The organism is Acinetobacter indicus CIP 110367 (assembly GCF_000488255.1).
Classification (GTDB): Bacteria; Pseudomonadota; Gammaproteobacteria; order Pseudomonadales; family Moraxellaceae; genus Acinetobacter; species Acinetobacter indicus.
The window spans coordinates 253659-273200 of sequence record NZ_KI530745.1 but is presented as its reverse complement, the minus strand read 5'-3'; the positions used below and the strand labels follow the sequence as shown (position 1 = coordinate 273200).

Sequence of the window (19542 nt, the reverse complement as noted above, 5' to 3'; positions counted from 1 at the left end):
AAAGCTTACCTTCGGGTAAGCTTTTTTGTGTCGGGTCACAATCAGGTGGTTTGCGCCAAAACGTTTTTGAACAGGTCTTTTTGCTCTTGGCTTGGTTTTGCAGTTTGCAATGCCATTAATTGAGACATATCGCCTTGTACTTTGATTTTACCGGTCATGAAGGCTTGCATGGCTGCAGCCATATCAAACTCCAGGAACACTTTACGTAAGGTCTCAGCATCCATATTCAGGGTTGTTTTTGCATTTGCAGACAATCCTTTCTGGATTTTGCCACCGTCTAAAGCTAATTCTGTATTGCCTGAAGCATCCGTAACAACCAAATTAATTGCAAGATTCGCAAGCGCAGGTGGTAAATTTAAGTCACCAGCTTGAGCCGTCAGGTTCTCTACGGTTGCAAACCAATCATCAGATAAAAAAGCAGGCATGATTATTCCTCAATTTATTTGTTCATTTGTGTCGCCTGTCCAGACAACATTTTTGTGAAGCAATGATGCTTGTGACCTGTTATAGCATGTAATCATAAAAGATGGCTAAGATTTTTTGTACGATGCGTTCAAATTTTATATTTTTAATACAATATTGAAATAATTCAAATATATAAAAAAAGCACTGAACTGAAGTTCAATGCTTTTTTTGACTATTTAGTCAGCTGCATAGCCTAAATTGACCATGTTGATGCGGTTGGACTGACCATCTTCATTCTCGTGCGAATAACTGCCTTTAAAGTCAAACTCGCGCTCGCTATCGAGTGCTTCAAAGTCAAACAGCTCGCGGTCTGCCAGTTGCGATGGTGATACATTTTGCAATGCACCAAAAATACTGTGCAGACGTTTTGGATGGGCATTATCCCATTCACGCAGCATGTCATTGATAATCGCACGTTGCAGATTTTCCTGCGAACCACACAGGTTACATGGAATAATCGGGAACTGGCGCATTTGCGCGTATTTGATGATGTCTTTTTCTTCCACATAAGCCAGTGGACGAATCAGCATATTCTTCTTGTCGGAAGATAACAGCTTCGGTGGCATCGCCTTTAAGCTGCCGCCATGGAACAGGTTCAGGAAGAAAGTCGCCAGAATATCATCACGATGATGCCCCAGTGCCACCTTGGTTGCCCCAATTTCCTGGGCAAAGCCGTACAGTGAACCACGACGCAGACGCGAACACACTGCACAGTAGGTTTTGCCTTCCGGGGTCAGACGCTTGGTAATACTGTAGGTATCTTTTTCCAGAATATAATACGGGATATTATTTTCTTCCAGATAACGCGGCAGCACATCTTCAGGGAAGCCCGGCTGTTTCTGGTCCAGATTCACCGCCACCACATCAAAATGAATCGGGGCAATACGTTTAAACTGCAACAGAATATCCAGTAAGGTATAACTGTCTTTACCACCCGAAATACACACCATGACCTTGTCACCGTCTTCGATCATCTTGTAATCACGAATGGCATGACCCACCTGGCGACGCAGCTTTTTCAGCAAACGGTAATACGCAGAGCTGGTTGGCAGTTCTGGTTTAAAATTAAATCCTTGATCGGACTCAACTGGCGAGAACATAGACGAGATTTACCCATAAAAAAAATACCGCGCAATTTTAGCCGATTCAGTCCCGGCACGCATCAAAAGAATGTAATTTCCTGCTTGTCATTTTTTGTCATCTCGCTGTCTTTATTTTTATGCTAATTTGAACGTTTGCGTTCATCTTTTAAGCAAGATGCTTATCTTTTGGACTTTTCCACAGTTTTCCACAAAAGCTGTGGATAACTTTGTGGATTTAAAACAACTTGACAAGGTCACTTGCCTGCAATTGAAGGCTTCTATTTAAATTGATCATTTTTTAATCAATTTTATTTATAATTAAAATCAATGGTTTAAGTGTGTCAAGCAGACCAGAATAAAAAAAAATAAATATTTTTTTTGATTGTTCTGTCAGCAAACAGGGCTTGATTTTTACAAAGTAAACGGGGAAATAAATGTAAAGACTCTTTTCATCAATGTTTTTTTTGTTAAACTCAAACCACCTGTTTGGGAACAGTATGAACTTCGTTACCATAATGAATACGATAATGTATAAAAGATTACATTTTAAACAACTGGCTTTTTGGGGATGTGTGACGCTGCTTGCGGTTGCATCGCACAGTCATGCCGGACAGATTTATGTCTATAAAGACAATAATGGCTCTACCCTGCTGACCAATCGTAAAAGTTCAGACCAGTCCCTGAAAAAAGTCAAAGTGACGTATTATCCCGACAGCAATATTCATCGTTATAGCAACTGGGGCAGCTCTGAAGCATCGGTCTTACCAAGCTATAGCCGCAATAAAAATGCCTTTGACCATATTATCCAGCAGGCCGCGCAGCGCCACGGTATTTCGTCTGGGCTGATTAAAGCCGTCATGCACACCGAGTCCGGCTTTAATGTCAATGCTCGCTCTCCGGTCGGAGCCCAAGGCTTAATGCAGCTGATGCCGGCCACTGCCAAACGTTTTCAGGTTTCTAATGCCTACGATCCTTATGAAAATATTATGGCCGGGGCCAAATATCTGGCCTGGTTACTAAAACGTTTTAACGGTAATACATCCTTAGCATTGGCCGGTTATAATGCCGGTGAAGGCAATGTCGCCAAATACGGTGGCATTCCGCCCTTCCGTGAAACTCAGGACTATGTGCGCCGCGTGACCAGCCGTTATCACAATCTGTATGCCGGTGGTGTCAGCAGTAGCGATCAGGGACCGTTACTGGCCCAATCCAATACGCTTTCTTCTGGTTCGCATTTAACTGCAGCCCAGCCTGCACGCCCATCGCGTGAAATTATTGTTGCCGCAGATGGCAGCTTTACCGATGCACCGGTCCGCTCCTATGCCACGGCACATGCCTCTGCTGCAGCCCGAATCACCATTTCGGACTAAGACGATTTTTTGTTGATTTTCACGATTTTTTCTTGAATTTTTAATACATTCACCGCATATTTACTTGCATGATTTATGAATCAGATTACATTTTCATTTTAAGAGGATTTACTCAATGATGCGGATTGGTTTGTTCTTGCTAACCAACCTCGCGGTACTGGTTGTAGCTGGCATTATTTTGTCACTCTTCGGTGTCGGTAGTTACCATGGCGCGGGTGGCTTAAATCTAGGCAACCTGTTGGTCATCTGTTTTGTCTTCGGTATGGTCGGTTCTTTAATTTCCCTGTTCATGTCTAAATGGATGGCGAAAAAAACCACCGGTACAGAGCTGATTGACCCGAATGCCCCACGTAACCAGGCTGAAGCGTGGTTATTAAATGAAGTTGCACAATTGTCGCAACGTGCTGGCATTAAAATGCCAGAAGTGGGTATCTTCCCTTCTTATCAGTCGAATGCCTTTGCAACCGGCTGGAACAAGAATGATGCTTTGGTGGCGGTTTCAACCGGTCTGCTGGAGCGTATGAACAAAGATGAATTACGTGCCGTACTGGCGCACGAAATTGGTCACGTGGCCAATGGTGACATGGTTACGCTGGCGTTAATCCAGGGTGTGGTCAACGCCTTCGTGATGTTCTTTGCCCGTGTTGCCGGTGATTTCATTGATCGTAACGTATTTGGCCGTGAAGATGGCGAAGCACCAGGCATTGCCTACTTCGTGATTACCATTGTGCTGGATATCGTGTTTGGTATTCTGGCTTCGGCCATTGTGATGTGGTTCTCGCGTCAACGTGAATACCGCGCCGATGAAGCGGGTGCCCGTCTGGCTGGCAAACAGGCCATGATTTCTGCCCTGTTACGCTTACAGGCCGAATCTGAAATGCCAGATGCAATGCCAAAAGAAATGAAAGCCTTCGCGATTTCTGCCGGTCAGGAACAAGGGTTTAGTCTGGCAGCGTTATTCCAGACCCACCCGACCATTGAACAGCGTGTGGCGGCATTACAGCAGTTAAACCTGCCTTAATAATAATGCCCAACCGTTAAATAGACAAAAGCCTCCATATGGAGGCTTTTGTTTTTATGTGTGATAGATACTGGTTGGAATGATGACAGCTTACTTAAAGATTTAAACCCTGCATCCACTGCCAGACCCATTGCAGCCCGGCCAAGGTCGCCACCACCAGAATGATCAGGAACAACAGGCCTAATAAATCAGGAAGATGAATCCACAGCCAGGCCACCACAGGATTACGCCAGAATGCCGAATATTGCTGCTTCTGCTCCAGTTTTTCATGCAAGAAAGGATGCACCACATGATGGTCACTCTGGATATCATATTCCTGCCGGATATGATCATGCACAATATCCAGCGCCTTACGGCTAGGACGAATAAAAATATCAAAAATCGTCCCGGCAATCGGAATAAAGCCCACCACCGCATCCATAACCGCCAGCTTCATGACCGGATTCAGTTTGGCTTGTGGCACGCCGACCTGTTTGGCTTTATAAATTGCATAACAGGTCAGCACAAAACCGGCCAGATCGCCGGCCACCGGAATGGTACTTAAAGCCGCATCAGCGCCCACGCCCTGTTTGGTAAACGGAATCCGCACCACCGAATCCATCATATTGGCAAATTTGGCCAGATCACGCTCCAGGCGAATCACCTCTTGCCGGGAAAGTTTGGGTTTGGTGCTGTGCAGCTCTGTCATGAATCAACCTGATTTTTATCTATTTATGTCATGTTTTTACTATACTCGAGCGCACTGCTCAATCGTTTTACTGCTTTGTAAATACAGGCTAAAACAGCAGCTGTGAGGCAATAAACAGATAGACCACCACCCCGCTGGCATCGCAAATTGAGGTCACCAGGGGCGCCGACGCACTGGCTGGGTCCAGTTTCAGCTTATTGAGAATAAACGGCAGGCTCATGCCAACAAGACAGCCCATCAGCACGATGCCCAGCATACTTAAGGCCAACACCACCGCCACCATCAAATCGCCACGTACATAGCCCAGCACCGATACGGCCAGTGCCATGGTGCCACCCAGACAAAGCGCCACCAGACTTTCCCGCCCCAGCAGATAGAACCAGTCACGAAAATGCACATCGCCGGTGGCTAAAGCACGCACCATTAAGGTCGCCGATTGTGCCCCGGCATTCCCGCCGCTACCGACCAGCAAGGGCAAGAAGAACACCAGCACAATATGCGCGGCAATAATCTCTTCAAAATGGGCAATGCCAAAACCGGACAGCAAACTGCCAAATACCAGAAATACCAGCCAGAACACGCGCTGGCGATATAAAGACAGAATAGGTGCATTTTTCAGGCTTAGATTGGGCAAGGATTCAATCGCACCGGATTTTAAAATATCTTCGGTGGTTTCAGCCTCGACAATATCCATGGCATCATCATAGGTGACAATCCCGACCAGACGCTGCGCCTGATCAACAATCGGCAAAGCCAGAAAGTCATAATGCGCCAGCTTCCAGGCAATCTGTTCCTGGTCCTCATCGACCTGGCCCATCACCAGATCTGTGGTCATGAGGTTCTTCAGCTGTACCTCTGGCGCGGCCTGAATAATCTGCCGCAATGACACCACACCAAGTAAATGCTGCAGCGCATCGACAATATAAATCAGGTACAGGGTTTCCCGGTCTGCGGCCACCTGGCGCAACTGTTCAATCGCCTGCTGGATCGTCAGCTCAGGCGACAAGGTCACAAAATCCGAACTCATGATTGCCCCGGCAGATTCTTCCGGGTAAGCTGCCAGCTGCTGAATTTGATGACGTTTTTCCGGCGCCAGCTCGGCCAGAATCCACGGCTGTAGCGTCGGACTCAAACCTTTAAACAGATCGGTCCGGTCATCCGAATGCATGGCACTCATCAGCTGCAATAAGTCAGCCGGGTCCAGCTGTTCGGCAATTTGCGCCTGTACAGTTTTTGGTAAAAACTCAAAGATCAGCGCGGCCTGCTCCAGAGTGGGAATCAATCGGACCTGCGCTTCTAGCGACAGCTGTTCAATCCATCCCGCCAGATCGGCCGGATTCATATGCGCAATCAGGGTTTGTACCCGCTCTGGATGCTGCTGCAAAATGGCCTGTTCCAGTGCCTGAAGTTCAAAAGGATTCAGCATAAACTCTCATCATTATTCTTGGTTATTTTTTAAAACGTAAAGTGATTCACACCGCATCTGCGTGCTGCCGCAGTGTCCCTGAAGCAGCAGCATTTTTTTATGTAAGCCTGGTGGATCAGGCCTGTTTCAGTTTAAAGATCGAACGTACCAGCACATACATAAATGGAATAAAGATCAGCACCAGAACCGTACCGAAAATCACCCCACCCAGCACACTCACGCCAATTTCCTGACGGCTGACCGCACCGGCACCAAAGGCAAATACCAGTGGAATGACCCCGGCACCAAAGGCCAGCGAGGTCATCAGAATAGGACGTAAACGCAGACTCGCTCCTTCCAGTGCGGCTTCTACGGCACTGCGCCCCTGCTGCTGCGCCATCGAAGCAAACTCGACAATCAGAATCGCATTTTTACAGGACAGGCCGATGGTGGTCAGCAGCGCAATCTGGAAATAAATATCATTCGGGAAACCGGCCAGGTAGCTGAACAGGATATTACCACCAATACCCAGTGGAATCGCGCTCATCACTGCGGTTGGAATGGTCCAGCTTTCATACAGCGCTGCCAGACACAGGAAGATAAAACCAATTGATACCAGATACAGCAATAAAGCCTGATTGCTGGACTGCTTTTCTTCAAAGGACAAGCCACTCCAGGCCAGATCGACACCGTCCTGCTGGTCAACCAGCTGCTGAATATCCTGCATGGCCTGACCGGAGTTGGCACCGGCTGCGGTATCGGCTTCCATTTCCAGTGCGGTATAGCCCATAAACCGGTTCACCACTTCTGGTCCGCCACCCCAGCTCAGGGTAGAGAAATTACCAAATGGCACCATCTGCCCGTTGGCATTACGCACCGACCAGGCCTGCAAATCTTCCGGGGTGGCACGGAACTCGGCATCACCCTGCATAATCACCCGTTTAATCCGGCCACGATCAATAAAGTCATTGATATAACTGCCGCCCCATGCCGCCGACAAGGTACTGTTAATCGCACCTTGGCTCAGACCATTGGCCATGGCCTGCTTCTGATGAATATTGACATTCAGCTCGGCTTTTTCCGGATTGGATTTTTTATCCAGATTGGCAAAGCTGGAATAACGGTCTGCCTGACTGCGCAGGCTCTGGAATTGCTGCTCCAGATAATCACGGCCCTGCCCATTTAAATCCCGCAGCCAGAACTGCAGGCCATCGGTCTGGCCTAAACCGCGTACCGAGGCCGGCATCCCAATCATAATCTGCGCATCCGGATGACGCTGGAAATGCTGCATGGCCCGCTCACGAATTGCCTGCGCAGCATTGTCACTGCCCGGACGATCATCCCAGTGCTTTAAAGCAATAAAGCCCTGCCCCAAGTTCTGACCAGTACCGGAGAAGTTACGGCCATAGCGAATCATTACCAGATCAACATTGGCCTGTTCCTGCTCAATAAAATAGGCACGAATCGTTTCACCAACTTCACGGCTTTTTGACAGTGGTGCGCCTTCTTGCAACTTAAATTGCACCGTGAGCATGCCCTGATCTTCACTTGGAATAAAACTGGTTGGCAAGGCCCGATAAAACAAGGCAAATACCCCGATTAAAGCCACAAAAACCACCAGACAGATGGCGCGATGTTGCAGGGTCCAGCTTGAAGAACGCAGATAATGCTGTTTCAGATTTTCCAGTTTCTGATTGAACCAGGCGGCCCATCGGGCAGTTTTCTGCTTTGGCTTTAAAATTAAGGCGCATAAGGCCGGGGTTAGAATCAGCGCTACCAGCAGAGACAAGGACATCGCGGCCACCAGGGTGATGGAAAACTGACGGTAGATGACCCCGGTCGAGCCACCAAAAAATGCCATCGGAATAAACACCGCGGTCAGCACCAAGGTAATCCCGACCAGAGCCCCGCTAATTTCCTGCATCGACTGGATTGCCGCTTGTTTGGCTGAAAGCTGCTGCTCATGCATCAAACGCTCGACGTTTTCCACCACCACAATCGCATCATCGACCAGCAGACCAATCGCCAGTACCAATGCAAAAAGAGTTAAGGTATTGATGGTCATGCCCAGCACATACAGCACTGTCAGGGTACCTAAAATCACCACCGGTACAGTGATGGTCGGAATTAAGGTGGCACGCCAGTTCTGTAAAAACAGGAACATCACGATCACCACCAGAATAATCGCCTCGATAAGGGTTTTGACCACCTCTTTCATCGACTCTTTCACAAACGGCGTGTTATCGCGTGGATAGACGATCTTGTAGCCTTCAGGCAACTGTTTGGAGAGATGATCAATTTCCTGCTGGATTAACGCCGAGGTCGCCAGTGCATTGGCACCAGAGGCCAGGGAGATGCCCAGCGCAGCGGAAGGATAGCCGTTAATGGTATTAAAGGACTGATAATTTTCTGCCCCCAGCTCGACCCGCGCCACATCTTTTAAATAAATAAAACTGCCGTCCTGGGCCGACTTTAAAATTACATTTTCAAATTCTTCGACAGTTTTTAAACGTGAACCGGAGGTGACTTTGGCATTTAAATACTGATCGGTTGCGGTGGGTAAATCGCCAATACTGCCGGCTGCCACCTGGGTATTCTGGGCTTCAACAGCGGCCCGAATATCGCTTGGCATTAAGGCATACTGTTTCAGTTTTAAAGGATTCAACCAGATTCGCATGGCATATTGCGAACCGAAGACATCCACCTCACCCACGCCTTCAATACGCGCCAGATCCTGTTCCAGATGGGTCATCATATAATCGGACAGTTCAATATTGGAACTGTGACCAGAGCTGTCATACAACCCGATGACCATATGGGTATCACCCAGAGATTTAAACACATTCACGCCTTGGCGCTGTACATCTTCAGGCAAACGGTTAATGGCGCTATTAATCGCATTTTGCACCTGTACCTGTGCAGTATCTGGGTCTGTGCCATTTTCAAAACTGATGCTGATACGGCTGCGCCCCGAAGAATCACTGCTCGAGCTAAAATACAGCAGATGATCCAGCCCTCGAATCTGCTGCTCCAGCACCTGGGTCACGCTCTCCTCCACTGTTTCTGCCGAAGCCCCGGTATAAGTGATGCTCACGGTAATGCGCGGCGGGGCAATATCCGGATAACGCTCGACCGGCAAACCTAAAGTGGAAAAAATACCAAACGCCATGACAATAATGGCCAGGACTCCAGCAAAAATAGGACGTTCAATAAAAAATTTTGACAGCATAGATTTGGTCACATGATGGGGTTGAGCCAAGATTTGGTTGAGCACTTCTGAAGGCGCTTTACCCTAGCAAATTTATATTGATATTCAGTGACTAAAGCCCAAAATACAAGAAAATATTACATAAAGATGTGCTGAACGAAAAATAAGGAGAAAATGTGGAGATAAAAGATTTATCTCGCTCTAGCATCATTTACATTGTCGCTCTTTTGCAACCTGTCATGAGAATGCAAGTTTTTCCTTCAACACTACGCATGCGTCAAATAAAATAACAGCATCATCAGAGGACCGCATGCTAAGAAAAACACTGATACTGACCAGCATTCTCACTTTAACTGCTTGTAATAGTGATGATCGTGATAATCAAACGCATAATCCCACTCCAACGCCGACACCACCGGCCTATGTTGAACCTGAAATTATTATTGTCGGACATCGAGGCGCTAGCGCCTTGCGTCCTGAACATACCTTGGAGGCTTATCAAAAAGCCATTGAGGATGGTGCAGATTTTATTGAGCCTGATCTGGTTCCAACCAAAGATGGTTATTTGGTTGCTCGTCATGAAAATGAAATTGGCAGTACGACCAATGTCAGTGAACTGCCACAATTTGCAGATCGTAAAACCACCAAAATCATTGATGGAGTCAGCTTAACAGGCTGGTTTACCGAAGACTTCACCTTAAGTGAACTGAAGCAGCTGAAAGCCCGCGAACGTATTCCAGATATTCGCCCACAAAACACTCAATATAATGATCAGTTTTTAGTGCCGACGATAGAAGAAATTATTGAACTGGCTGATCAGCACTATCAAAAAACAGGAAAAATTATTGGGCTGTATATTGAGACTAAACACCCAACCTATTTCCAGGATTTAAATCTGGCCATGGAAGACCGTTTATTGAGTAGCTTGGCGAAATATGAATATTCGCGAAGTATTGCCCCGGTCTATCTACAATCTTTTGAAGTTAAAAATCTGCAATATCTACGCAGTCAGCTAGATCGTTTAAACACCTTGCAACATGCAAAAATCATTCAGCTCTACAGCGGACAGAGTTCTCAGCCTGCTGATGCACTAAAAGCAGGTCTGGGGACTACTTATGGTCAATTGGCCAGTGCAGAAGGACTTAAAACGGTTGCGCAATATGCTGATGGTGTGGGACCAAGTAAAACCTATATCGTCAGTAATCAGGGAGTAATCACCAATTTTGTGAGTCTGGCACATGCACAGGGCCTGAAAGTACATCCTTATACCTTGCGCCCAGAAAATGAATTTTTACCTGATCGCCTCGATTGTAGTCCAAATCCTGCTGAGAAGTGTGAAACAGGGGCGTTGGCCGAGTTTGAAATCTTCTTTAAAGCCGGTGTTGATGGTGTCTTTACAGATGATCCTGGACTAGGACGTCAGGCTGCAGACCTGTTTTTAAAACAGTAAAAATTCTCATATATTAAAAAAGACGCGGCATGCGTCTTTTTTCTACTCTCAAACAAAACAGCCTATACGATATGCTCAAAATTTACGGTAATGCCCATCAGTAAATGAATTAACTCGGCCTGTGAATTACACTGGGTTTTTGCATAAATATTCTTAAAATAGGTACGCACCGAGCTTAACGTCAGCTTGCAATGCTCTGCAATCTCTTCAAATTTATAACCATTAATCAGCACCTCACATAACTCAACTTCCCGATTCGACAAGTGATACTGCTGCTTTAAATAATCTTTGGCTAAATAATATTTCTGCCCGGTTTCAGTCACAAAAACCGCGACATAGGCCTGTTCTGGTAGTCCTTCAGTATTTTTTAGCTGGCTTAAATTAAAAGGAATCACCGTTAGCATTAAGGTACTCTGATCAGCTGCTGTCAGCTCAATCACCCCGCCTGGTTCTTTATTCCATTGACTTAAGTCCGAACCAGCCCCCTCAATGAGCTGATCGAGTTTGGCCTGAAAACCGCGTCCTACCTTTAAACGATTATAACGGTCCAGCTCAATCAGACTGGAGCGATTGAGTGTTTCCTGAGCTTTACTGTTGGCATAAATTAAACAGGACTGCTGATCGAGTAGCAGCACGCCTGTTTTTAAGTGATCTAGAATATGACCTAAAGCCAGTTTCTGCTGCTTGGCCTGACAAAGCTGCCGATGAATTTGTAGTGCCCGGCGTAAATGCTTACCGATCCGCTTAAGAAATTCATGCTCTTCCGGACTATAAGGCTGAGCATCGGGCGCCCGGTGAATACCCAAGACCGCCCAACGATGTTGCCCCTGATCAAGTAAAACAGCTGCGATATGACAAATCCCGGTTGGTTCCAGACAGCGCTCATAAAAGATATATTCATCTGTGCCTGGCATCTGGCCATAGGACTGCAAGTTTTGTTCAATAGTATCCCCCACCCCGATTTGCTGCCATAACGGCGCATGCAGTTTCATATCAATGACTTTAATCCGTTCGTCCTGATAGGCATCAATACAGGCTTGCGGAATATGATAAGTATGCACAAAGTCATAACTTGGACTCAATTGGTCCAAAGCGGTAAAAATCGCGGTTTTACTGTTGGTGTAGTGCACAATGGCTTCAATTACTTGCGGCCATAAACGTGTATCCATCGCGGCATCATAAATTAACCCAATGATCTGGTGTTCTTGTTCTTTCATCTCTCCCCCAGCTTAATCATTAAGCCCTACCAATTTAATACAAAAGCTCATCATACATTTAATTATTTTTGAACCATTTATCTATTTCTTACTTTTTTATGCATTAAGTTTAGTTTTACTGCATTGTGTTTTTTATTGACCTGCATATAAAAAAATCCCCGCAATTGCGGGGATTTTTATGATCGAATGACCAGCAGATGTATTACATCATGCCGCCCATACCACCCATGCCGCCCATGTCAGGCATTGCTGGTTTTTCTTCTGGGATTTCAGTGATCATGCACTCAGTTGTGAGCATTAAGCCCGCAACAGATGCAGCATGCTCAAGTGCAGAACGGGTTACTTTCGCTGGGTCAAGAATACCCATTTCAAGCATGTCGCCGTATTCACCAGTTGCAGCGTTATAACCGAAGTTACCTTCACCATTTTTCACAGCGTTGATCACAACAGATGGTTCATCACCTGCGTTTGCCACGATTTGACGAAGCGGCGCTTCGATTGCACGGCGCAGGATGTTGATCCCTACGTTTTGGTCATCGTTGGCACCTGTTACACCGTCAAGTGCTTTGGCAGCACGTACCAGTGCAACACCACCACCAGCAACCACACCTTCTTCAACTGCAGCGCGAGTTGCATGAAGCGCGTCGTCTACGCGGTCTTTTTTCTCTTTCATTTCAACTTCAGTTGCAGCACCGATCTTGATCACTGCTACACCGCCTGCCAATTTAGCAACGCGTTCTTGAAGTTTTTCTTTATCGTATTCAGAAGTCGATTCTTCGATTTGCGCACGGATTTGTTGAACACGCTCAGCGATTTGGCCTGTGTTACCCGCACCATCCACAATCACGGTGTTTTCTTTAGATACAGTTACTTTGTGTGCCGTACCTAAGTGTTCAAGCGTTGTTTGGTCTAACTGCATACCGATTTCTTCAGAAATCACAGTACCGCCAGTCAAGATCGCGATGTCTTGCAGCATTGCTTTACGACGGTCACCGAAACCAGGTGCTTTCACCGCACATACTTTGATGATGCCGCGCATGTTGTTGACAACAAGCGTTGCAAGCGCTTCACCTTCAACATCTTCAGCGATAATTAATAGTGGCTTACCTGTTTTTGCAACCGCTTCAAGAACCGTAATCAGTTCACGGATGTTGCTGACTTTCTTGTCTACCAGCAGGATGAACGGGTTTTCAAGTTCAGCAGTCAATGTATCTTGTTTGTTGGCGAAGTATGGAGAGATATAACCACGGTCAAACTGCATACCCTCTACAACGTCAAGCGCATCTTCAAAGCCTGAACCTTCTTCAACAGTGATTACGCCTTCTTTGCCCACTTTTTCCATTGCTTGTGCAATTAAAGCACCTACAGTGGTGTCAGAGTTTGCAGAGATCGAACCGACTTGTTCAATTGCTTTCGAATCAGATGCAGGTTGTGCAGTTGATTTGATTTCAGCCACTAAAGTTTTCACCGCGATGTCGATACCGCGTTTCAAGTCCATTGGGTTCATACCCGCAGTCACTGACTTGATGCCTTCGTTCAGGATGGCTTGCGCCAATACAGTTGCAGTTGTGGTACCGTCACCTGCAATGTCATTGGTTTTAGAAGACACTTCACGAACCAGTTGCGCCCCCATGTTCTCGAACTTGTCTTTTAACGTGATTTCTTTCGCAACAGAAACACCATCTTTAGTGATGTGCGGTGCGCCGAAAGAACGGTCGATCACCACGTTACGGCCTTTAGGACCTAACGTTACTTTCACTGCATCTGCAAGAATGTTGACACCCGCAATCATTTTGCTACGAGCTGAATCACCAAATTTTACGTCTTTAGCTGACATGATTTACTCCAATTTTAAATCTTAACTAAATCTGATAACCATTGAGTTAGTGAGAAATTAGCCTTCTAAAACAGCTAAAATGTCAGACTCTTTCATAATAAGCAGTTCTTCACCGTCTACTTTTACAGTGGTGCCGGCATAGGTACCAAACAATACTTTATCGCCAACTTTCACATCTAATGCACGTACGCCATTGTCTGTGATTTGACCATTACCAACTGCAATGATTTCACCCTGAGCAGGTTTTTCAGCAGCAGAACCTGGCAATAAAATGCCGCCAGCAGTTTTTGTTTCTTCTTCGACACGACGAATTACTACACGGTCATGTAATGGACGAATGTTGCTCATAAATAACTCCATCAGACTAAGTCTTCGTTAGATAACTGATGACGACTTATTTATTCCTTTGGTCATCATCAAAATGAATTTTAGATGTCACTTTTGTGGGGATGGAAAAAAACGCTTCAAGGGGAAAAATGAAAAAAAATCTGTTTTTTGTCTTTTTTTTCGCCAGCCATCAGACCACTGTCGCTTTATTCCCCATATTTCTAATACGGTTCAAATTTTTGTGTGCGTTCATTAAAAAAATAGGCCTGAATTTCACCGCTGTCATGAATCACATTAAAGCTGTTATTAAAACGATGATGCAGACGATAAGACAGCGCCGTGCCGGCATGAATATCCAGCACCGGATGACTGGCCTGCAAATGATAAATCTGGTTTAAATCATAGACTGCGGACTGATGCAGATGACCATGCAACAGCCCGAACAGGCCATGCTGACTCCAGCTTTCCAGCGCCATTTTGCCAAGCATTGGACAGTCTTTTACCCCATGCGGATCATCCGGCGGGGTATAAAACGGTTGATGCGCAGCAATCAGCTTGATTTTATGCGCCGGCGCCGCGGCCAGAATCTGATCGACCAGCTGGATTTGCGCCAGCGAAATATGCCCGCGGGTATGGTAACGCCGCCGGATACTGTTTAAACCAATCAGAAAAAAATGCTCGGTTTCCAGCACAGTTTCCATCTTGCCAAAAAACAGCTGATAACGCGCAAATGGATTGACAAAACGGGTCCATAAATCGAATAGCGGAATATCATGATTGCCCGGCACCACCAGATACGGCCGCTCCAGGCTGTCGAGAAACTGCTTACAGTCATAAAACTGTTTAAAACGCGCACGCTGGGTTAAATCACCACTGACCACTATCGCTTCAGCCTGATGCTCCAGGCAAAATTGCCGGATGGCTGCCATGCAGGCCGGCTTTTCGGTGCCAAAATGCAAATCAGACAGATGCAGAATCATAAGGCACCATCATATTTAAGGCATTTTTTTCCACTGTGACTTTTAGCGGTGGTCGCATCCGGACAATTTCACCATCAATGGCCACCTGCATGGTTTTTAGTTGTGCATGAATCACCACCTGATCTGCAGCAAAAGTATATACATCGGGTGCTTGTTCAATTTCCCCTTTCACCAGCTGCCATAAAATTTTAAACAAGGTCAACTTATCGCTTTTCGCCACCACAATGCCGGCCACCTTGCCCTGTGCCACCGCTGCAGCAATACGCAAATTCATCTCCGACAATTGCAGCTGGTTATTGCCAAAAAATACCAACGGAGTTTTCACCGGAAACAGCTTGCCATCGACTTCAACTTTTAATTTCAGCTCCTTGCGATGGCGAATCAGCACATCCAGACCGGAGGTATAGGCATGTAAAGGAAAGCGACCCAAATAGCGGTTATACAGCTCCCGTTTCTGGATAAATAAAGGATATAGCCCCAGGCTGGCATTGTTTAAATAGATGTGTTCATTGATCCGCGCGAGATGTGCCTTGCGTGGCCGGCCGGTTGCAATCACATGCGCCGCCTGAATAATATCCACCGGAATATCAAATACGCGGGCCACATAGTTAAAGGTACCTAAAGGTAAAATGCCCATGGGAATATCGGTATGAATCAGTTTGGCCGCCACGGCATTCAAGGTGCCATCTCCCCCTGCGGCCACCACCACGCCATAATTGTCCGGGTCCTGATGACGTAAAAATACCTGCGCCATTAACTCATCAAAACTGGCATACTGTTCAATATCAAAGGACTGGATTTCAAAACCGTATTGGGAAAAAATCTGGATCAGCTCTTCATACACCTCGGTTTTATGGGTCGCATGAAAGCCTGATTTTTTGTTATACACAATAGACAATGGCTTGAATTGTTCAGACATTTTGTCCACATCTTTAAAGCATTTGTTCTAATTTCAGCCAATTAAGTAGAAATTTAAAGCACCTTTATGTAAAAATCGAATTACCACCATTTATTTAATCAATAATGATTCTCAGAAAAAATTTAGATATAAATTATTGTTTTTAGAAGAAATAAATAAATTAAATAATATACATAAATATAAAAAATAAATAAGACCACCTTTTATTTAAAAATTATCTTATTGTTTTTTATAAACTTATTATTTAGATTGCATTAACTACCAAAATAATCCCTTTAGTCCTTTAGTCTTATTTTTTTCGTCATTTTGTGCTTTAATACAGCCACTTTTTTTTCATATTTCATCTGAGCGGTTCATTTCGTCTCTCAGATTGTACTTTGTACAACAGTTTGTACACATTTTAGATAGGCCTCACCATGACCCAAGTGAACGCACCAGAATTCGTTCGTCACCCTAAGCTTATTGCTTGGGTGGAAGAGATTGCTAAATTAACAAAACCAGCAAAAATTGAATGGTGTGACGGTAGCGCAGAAGAATATCAACGTTATATCGACTTGATGATCGCTAACGGCACAATGCAAGCGCTTAACCAAGAAACTCACCCTGGTTCTTATCTTGCAAACTCTGATCCTTCTGACGTAGCTCGTGTTGAAGACCGTACTTACATCTGCTCTGAAAACCAGGAAGATGCCGGTGCGACCAACAACTGGGAAGCGCCTGCAGTAATGCGCGAAAAATTGAACGGTTTATTTGACGGTTCAATGGCAGGTCGTACGCTGTATGTGGTTCCATTCTCAATGGGTCCACTCGGTTCACACATTGCACACATCGGGATCGAGTTAACTGACTCTCCTTATGTTGCAGTCAGCATGTCTAAAATGGCTCGTATGGGTAAAGCTGTTTATGACGTATTAGGTACAGATGGCGAATTCGTTCCATGTGTACACACTGTAGGCGCTCCACTTGCCGAAGGTGAAAAAGATGTTGCATGGCCTTGCAACAAAGAAAAATACATCGTGCACTATCCAGAAACACGTGAAATCTGGTCTTACGGTTCAGGTTACGGCGGCAACGCATTGTTAGGTAAAAAATGCCTGGCGTTACGTATTGCATCGTTCATGGGTCGTCAACAAGGCTGGTTAGCTGAACACATGCTGATTCTTGGCGTGACCAATCCTCAAGGCGAAAAACACTACATCGCAGCGGCATTCCCATCTGCATGTGGTAAAACCAACTTCGCGATGCTGATTCCACCAGCTGGTTATGAAGGCTGGAAGATTGAAACTGTAGGTGACGATATTGCCTGGATCAAACCAGGTGAAGATGGTCGTCTATACGCAATCAACCCTGAAGCTGGTTTCTTCGGTGTAGCACCTGGTACAAACACCAAAACTAACCCGAACTGTATGGCGACGCTGCACAAAGACGTGATCTATACCAACGTTGCTGTGACTGACAATGGCGAAGTATGGTGGGAAGGTCTTTCTAAAGAAGCACCTGCCAACCTGACCAACTGGAAAGGTCAACCACATACTGGCGAAGAAAAAGCAGCGCATCCAAACGCGCGTTTCACCGTATCTGCAGGTCAATGTCCTTCAATTGATGCTGACTGGGAAAATCCAGCAGGTGTTCCAATCTCTGCATTCATCTTCGGTGGTCGTCGTGCAGACACAGTGCCTCTAATTTCAGAAGCATTTGACTGGGTTGATGGCGTGTATAAAGCGGCAACCATGGGTTCTGAAACCACTGCTGCTGCGGTTGGTCAACAAGGTATCGTTCGTCGTGACCCATTCGCAATGCTGCCATTCGCGGGTTACAACATGGCGGACTACTTCTCTCACTGGTTAGAAATGGGTGAGAAAGTGGGTGCGAAAGCTGAAGCTGCAGGTAACAAACTGCCTGGTATCTACAACGTGAACTGGTTCCGTCGTGATGCTGAAGGCAACTTCGTATGGCCTGGTTTCGGTCAAAACATGCGTGTACTTGAGTGGATCATTGACCGTTGTGAAGGTCGTGCAGATGCTGTAGACACTCCAATTGGCCGCGTTCCAACTTACGAACAGCTGAACTGGACTGGTTTAGATTTCTCTAAAGAGCAATTTGAAACTGTGACAGCACAAGACAAAGATCAATGGATCAAAGAACTGGAAAGCCACACTGAGTTATTCAACAAACTGGGTGAGCGTTTACCAGAAGCGTTGAAAAAACGTCAAGCTGAGCTTTTAGAAGCGGTTAAATCTGCTTAATTGCTGATTAACATGAAAGAGGTCGCGAAAGCGGCCTTTTTTATTGCCTGCCTATACACGCTACATTTTACCGGCAATAAATTTCAACACATCATTGAGGAAAGCAGTCGTCCCCAGGTCGGGCTTTTATGGCATACTTGAAAGCATAAATTAGAGATCATGAGCCATAATAGCAATGCACAATACTTATAAACTTTTAGGTCTTGCCTGTACGGTTACCCTGCTCACTGCCTGCCAGAGTGGGCCACGCGAATTTAATGGTAATGTCGGTTATCAGATCGAAAGCCGCACTGACAGCACGGCCACCCTGGCTTACACCCTTGCAACACGCAATAATCAGCAATTAGATGAACAGCGCCTACAACGTGCCTGCCAGAAAGTGCTGGCCAGCAATAAAGTATTTAAATTAAATATTCTCAGCGTCAATGAAATTGCCAACCCGGCAGCTGGTAATAATCTTGCTGCTCCAGGACGTCAAATTGGCGATACCCGTGCCACCTTTAGCCTGTCGAATACACCTGGCCTGCACAGCAGCGAAAATCCAGCCACACGTGATGCCCTCACTGCCCGCCCAAGCACTTTAACTGTGGTGCGCTATACCTGCTCTTAAGCCTGCAAGCCAATAAAAAAGACGCTGTTTACAGCGTCTTATAAAAACTGACATTACGAAATTCGGGCGACTCATCTAAATCGGGCCAAGTGGTGGCACTAAGCTCATCCAGCTTTTCATATTTGGGATGGCTAAAGTTTTTCACCCGGCTGTCTGCCACCCACACCTCCGGGGCAAATTTTAAAAACTCATCCAGGAAAAAACGGTTGCATTGATCGTACAGCACATCCGCTGCGAGTAGTACATCAACCTGCTCGGCTTTGTAGAGATCATCCAGATATTCCAGTTCGACATCATTGAGTTCGGCATTGACTCGACAGGCATCCAGACTGACCTGATCAATATCACAGCAGATCACCCGCTTGGCACCTGCCATTTTCGCAGCAATCGCCACCACACCTGAACCTGCGCCAAAATCCAGCACCACTTTATTTTTCACATGATGTGGTTCAGCCAGCAACCACTGCGCCATCGCCAATCCTGAGGCCCAGCAGAAAATCCAGTACGGCGTATCATTCCAGATCCGGCGGATGACTTCATCATCGAGTTTATCGGTGGGAAAAACCGGCGGAATCAACCAAAGTGAAATCGGTGTTTCAGGCAATTGCTGTGCCTGCAGTTCACAATGTGGAATCACATCATGCAAAGCACTTAATAGATGTTCAGGGGCTTTAGGAAATTGAAAGGTGCAGCTCATTGGGTTTTTATTCTTTATGT

General features: G+C 46.0%; 16 protein-coding genes. 5 read left to right on the top strand and 11 right to left on the bottom strand.

Translation table 11 applies throughout. From position 1 onward, the window contains the following. Positions 1–41: 41 nt before the first annotated feature. Together P253_RS01335 and ttcA are read right to left on the bottom strand one after the other, a co-directional pair. Positions 42–425, bottom strand: coding sequence for an SCP2 sterol-binding domain-containing protein (locus P253_RS01335; RefSeq protein ID WP_016659963.1), 384 nt, complete (start codon positions 423–425; stop codon positions 42–44). A gap of 216 nt (positions 426–641) precedes the next feature. Then, positions 642–1565 (bottom strand): tRNA 2-thiocytidine(32) synthetase TtcA, encoded by a 924-nt coding sequence (gene ttcA, locus P253_RS01330; protein ID WP_005176370.1) that lies wholly within the window; start codon positions 1563–1565, stop codon positions 642–644. 509 nt (positions 1566–2074) lie between these two features. Here ttcA and P253_RS01320 point away from each other — a divergent pair. Further along, the gene (locus tag P253_RS01320; protein WP_034597413.1) at positions 2075–2917 is read left to right on the top strand and encodes a lytic transglycosylase domain-containing protein; all 843 of its coding nucleotides are present in this window, start codon (positions 2075–2077) and stop codon (positions 2915–2917) included. Between the two features lie 115 nt (positions 2918–3032). After that, on the top strand, positions 3033–3938 hold the full coding sequence (gene htpX, locus P253_RS01315) for a protease HtpX (protein WP_005176364.1): 906 nt from the start codon (positions 3033–3035) through the stop codon (positions 3936–3938). Between the two features lie 94 nt (positions 3939–4032). Here htpX and P253_RS01310 read toward each other — a convergent pair whose 3' ends face one another. The 3 genes from P253_RS01310 to P253_RS01300 all read right to left on the bottom strand — a co-directional run bounded on the left by P253_RS01310 (position 4033) and on the right by P253_RS01300 (position 9260). Beyond that, a complete protein-coding gene (locus P253_RS01310; protein WP_005176362.1) occupies positions 4033–4626 on the bottom strand; it encodes a DUF4112 domain-containing protein in 594 nt (197 codons plus the stop codon). A gap of 88 nt (positions 4627–4714) precedes the next feature. Then, entirely contained in the window at positions 4715–6052 is a 1338-nt protein-coding gene (gene mgtE / locus P253_RS01305) for a magnesium transporter (protein WP_016659961.1), read from the bottom strand. 115 nt (positions 6053–6167) lie between these two features. After that, positions 6168–9260: a multidrug efflux RND transporter permease subunit gene (locus P253_RS01300; protein ID WP_016659960.1), complete on the bottom strand. Its 3093-nt coding sequence runs from the start codon at positions 9258–9260 to the stop codon at positions 6168–6170. Between the two features lie 289 nt (positions 9261–9549). On the opposite strand from P253_RS01300, the gene P253_RS01295 reads away from it, so the two are divergent. Continuing rightward, the gene (locus P253_RS01295) at positions 9550–10689 is read left to right on the top strand and encodes a glycerophosphodiester phosphodiesterase (protein ID WP_016659959.1); all 1140 of its coding nucleotides are present in this window, start codon (positions 9550–9552) and stop codon (positions 10687–10689) included. A gap of 62 nt (positions 10690–10751) precedes the next feature. Here P253_RS01295 and P253_RS01290 read toward each other — a convergent pair whose 3' ends face one another. The 5 genes from P253_RS01290 to P253_RS01270 all read right to left on the bottom strand — a co-directional run bounded on the left by P253_RS01290 (position 10752) and on the right by P253_RS01270 (position 15969). Further along, positions 10752–11906: a LuxR C-terminal-related transcriptional regulator gene (locus tag P253_RS01290; RefSeq protein WP_016659958.1), complete on the bottom strand. Its 1155-nt coding sequence runs from the start codon at positions 11904–11906 to the stop codon at positions 10752–10754. A 202-nt stretch (positions 11907–12108) separates the two neighbouring features. After that, positions 12109–13743, bottom strand: coding sequence for a chaperonin GroEL (groL, locus tag P253_RS01285; protein ID WP_016659957.1), 1635 nt, complete (start codon positions 13741–13743; stop codon positions 12109–12111). A gap of 57 nt (positions 13744–13800) precedes the next feature. After that, positions 13801–14091 carry a co-chaperone GroES gene (locus P253_RS01280; RefSeq protein WP_004810787.1) on the bottom strand — a complete coding sequence of 97 codons (291 nt, stop codon included), beginning with the start codon at positions 14089–14091 and terminating at the stop codon, positions 13801–13803. A gap of 200 nt (positions 14092–14291) precedes the next feature. Further along, a complete protein-coding gene (locus P253_RS01275) occupies positions 14292–15050 on the bottom strand; it encodes a metallophosphoesterase family protein (RefSeq protein ID WP_016659956.1) in 759 nt (252 codons plus the stop codon). Beyond that, a complete protein-coding gene (locus P253_RS01270) occupies positions 15031–15969 on the bottom strand; it encodes a diacylglycerol/lipid kinase family protein (RefSeq protein ID WP_016659955.1) in 939 nt (312 codons plus the stop codon). Before P253_RS01270 ends, P253_RS01275 begins: the two co-directional genes overlap by 20 nt. Before the next feature lie 416 nt (positions 15970–16385). On the opposite strand from P253_RS01270, the gene P253_RS01265 reads away from it, so the two are divergent. Together P253_RS01265 and P253_RS01260 are read left to right on the top strand one after the other, a co-directional pair. Next, entirely contained in the window at positions 16386–18215 is a 1830-nt protein-coding gene (locus P253_RS01265; RefSeq protein ID WP_005176337.1) for a phosphoenolpyruvate carboxykinase (GTP), read from the top strand. A gap of 175 nt (positions 18216–18390) precedes the next feature. Next, positions 18391–18825: a hypothetical protein gene (locus tag P253_RS01260; protein WP_016659954.1), complete on the top strand. Its 435-nt coding sequence runs from the start codon at positions 18391–18393 to the stop codon at positions 18823–18825. Positions 18826–18853: 28 nt separating this feature from the next. Here P253_RS01260 and P253_RS01255 read toward each other — a convergent pair whose 3' ends face one another. Continuing rightward, complete coding sequence (locus P253_RS01255) at positions 18854–19522, bottom strand: class I SAM-dependent methyltransferase (RefSeq protein WP_016659953.1); 669 nt, start codon at positions 19520–19522, stop codon at positions 18854–18856. Positions 19523–19542 lie beyond the last annotated feature (20 nt).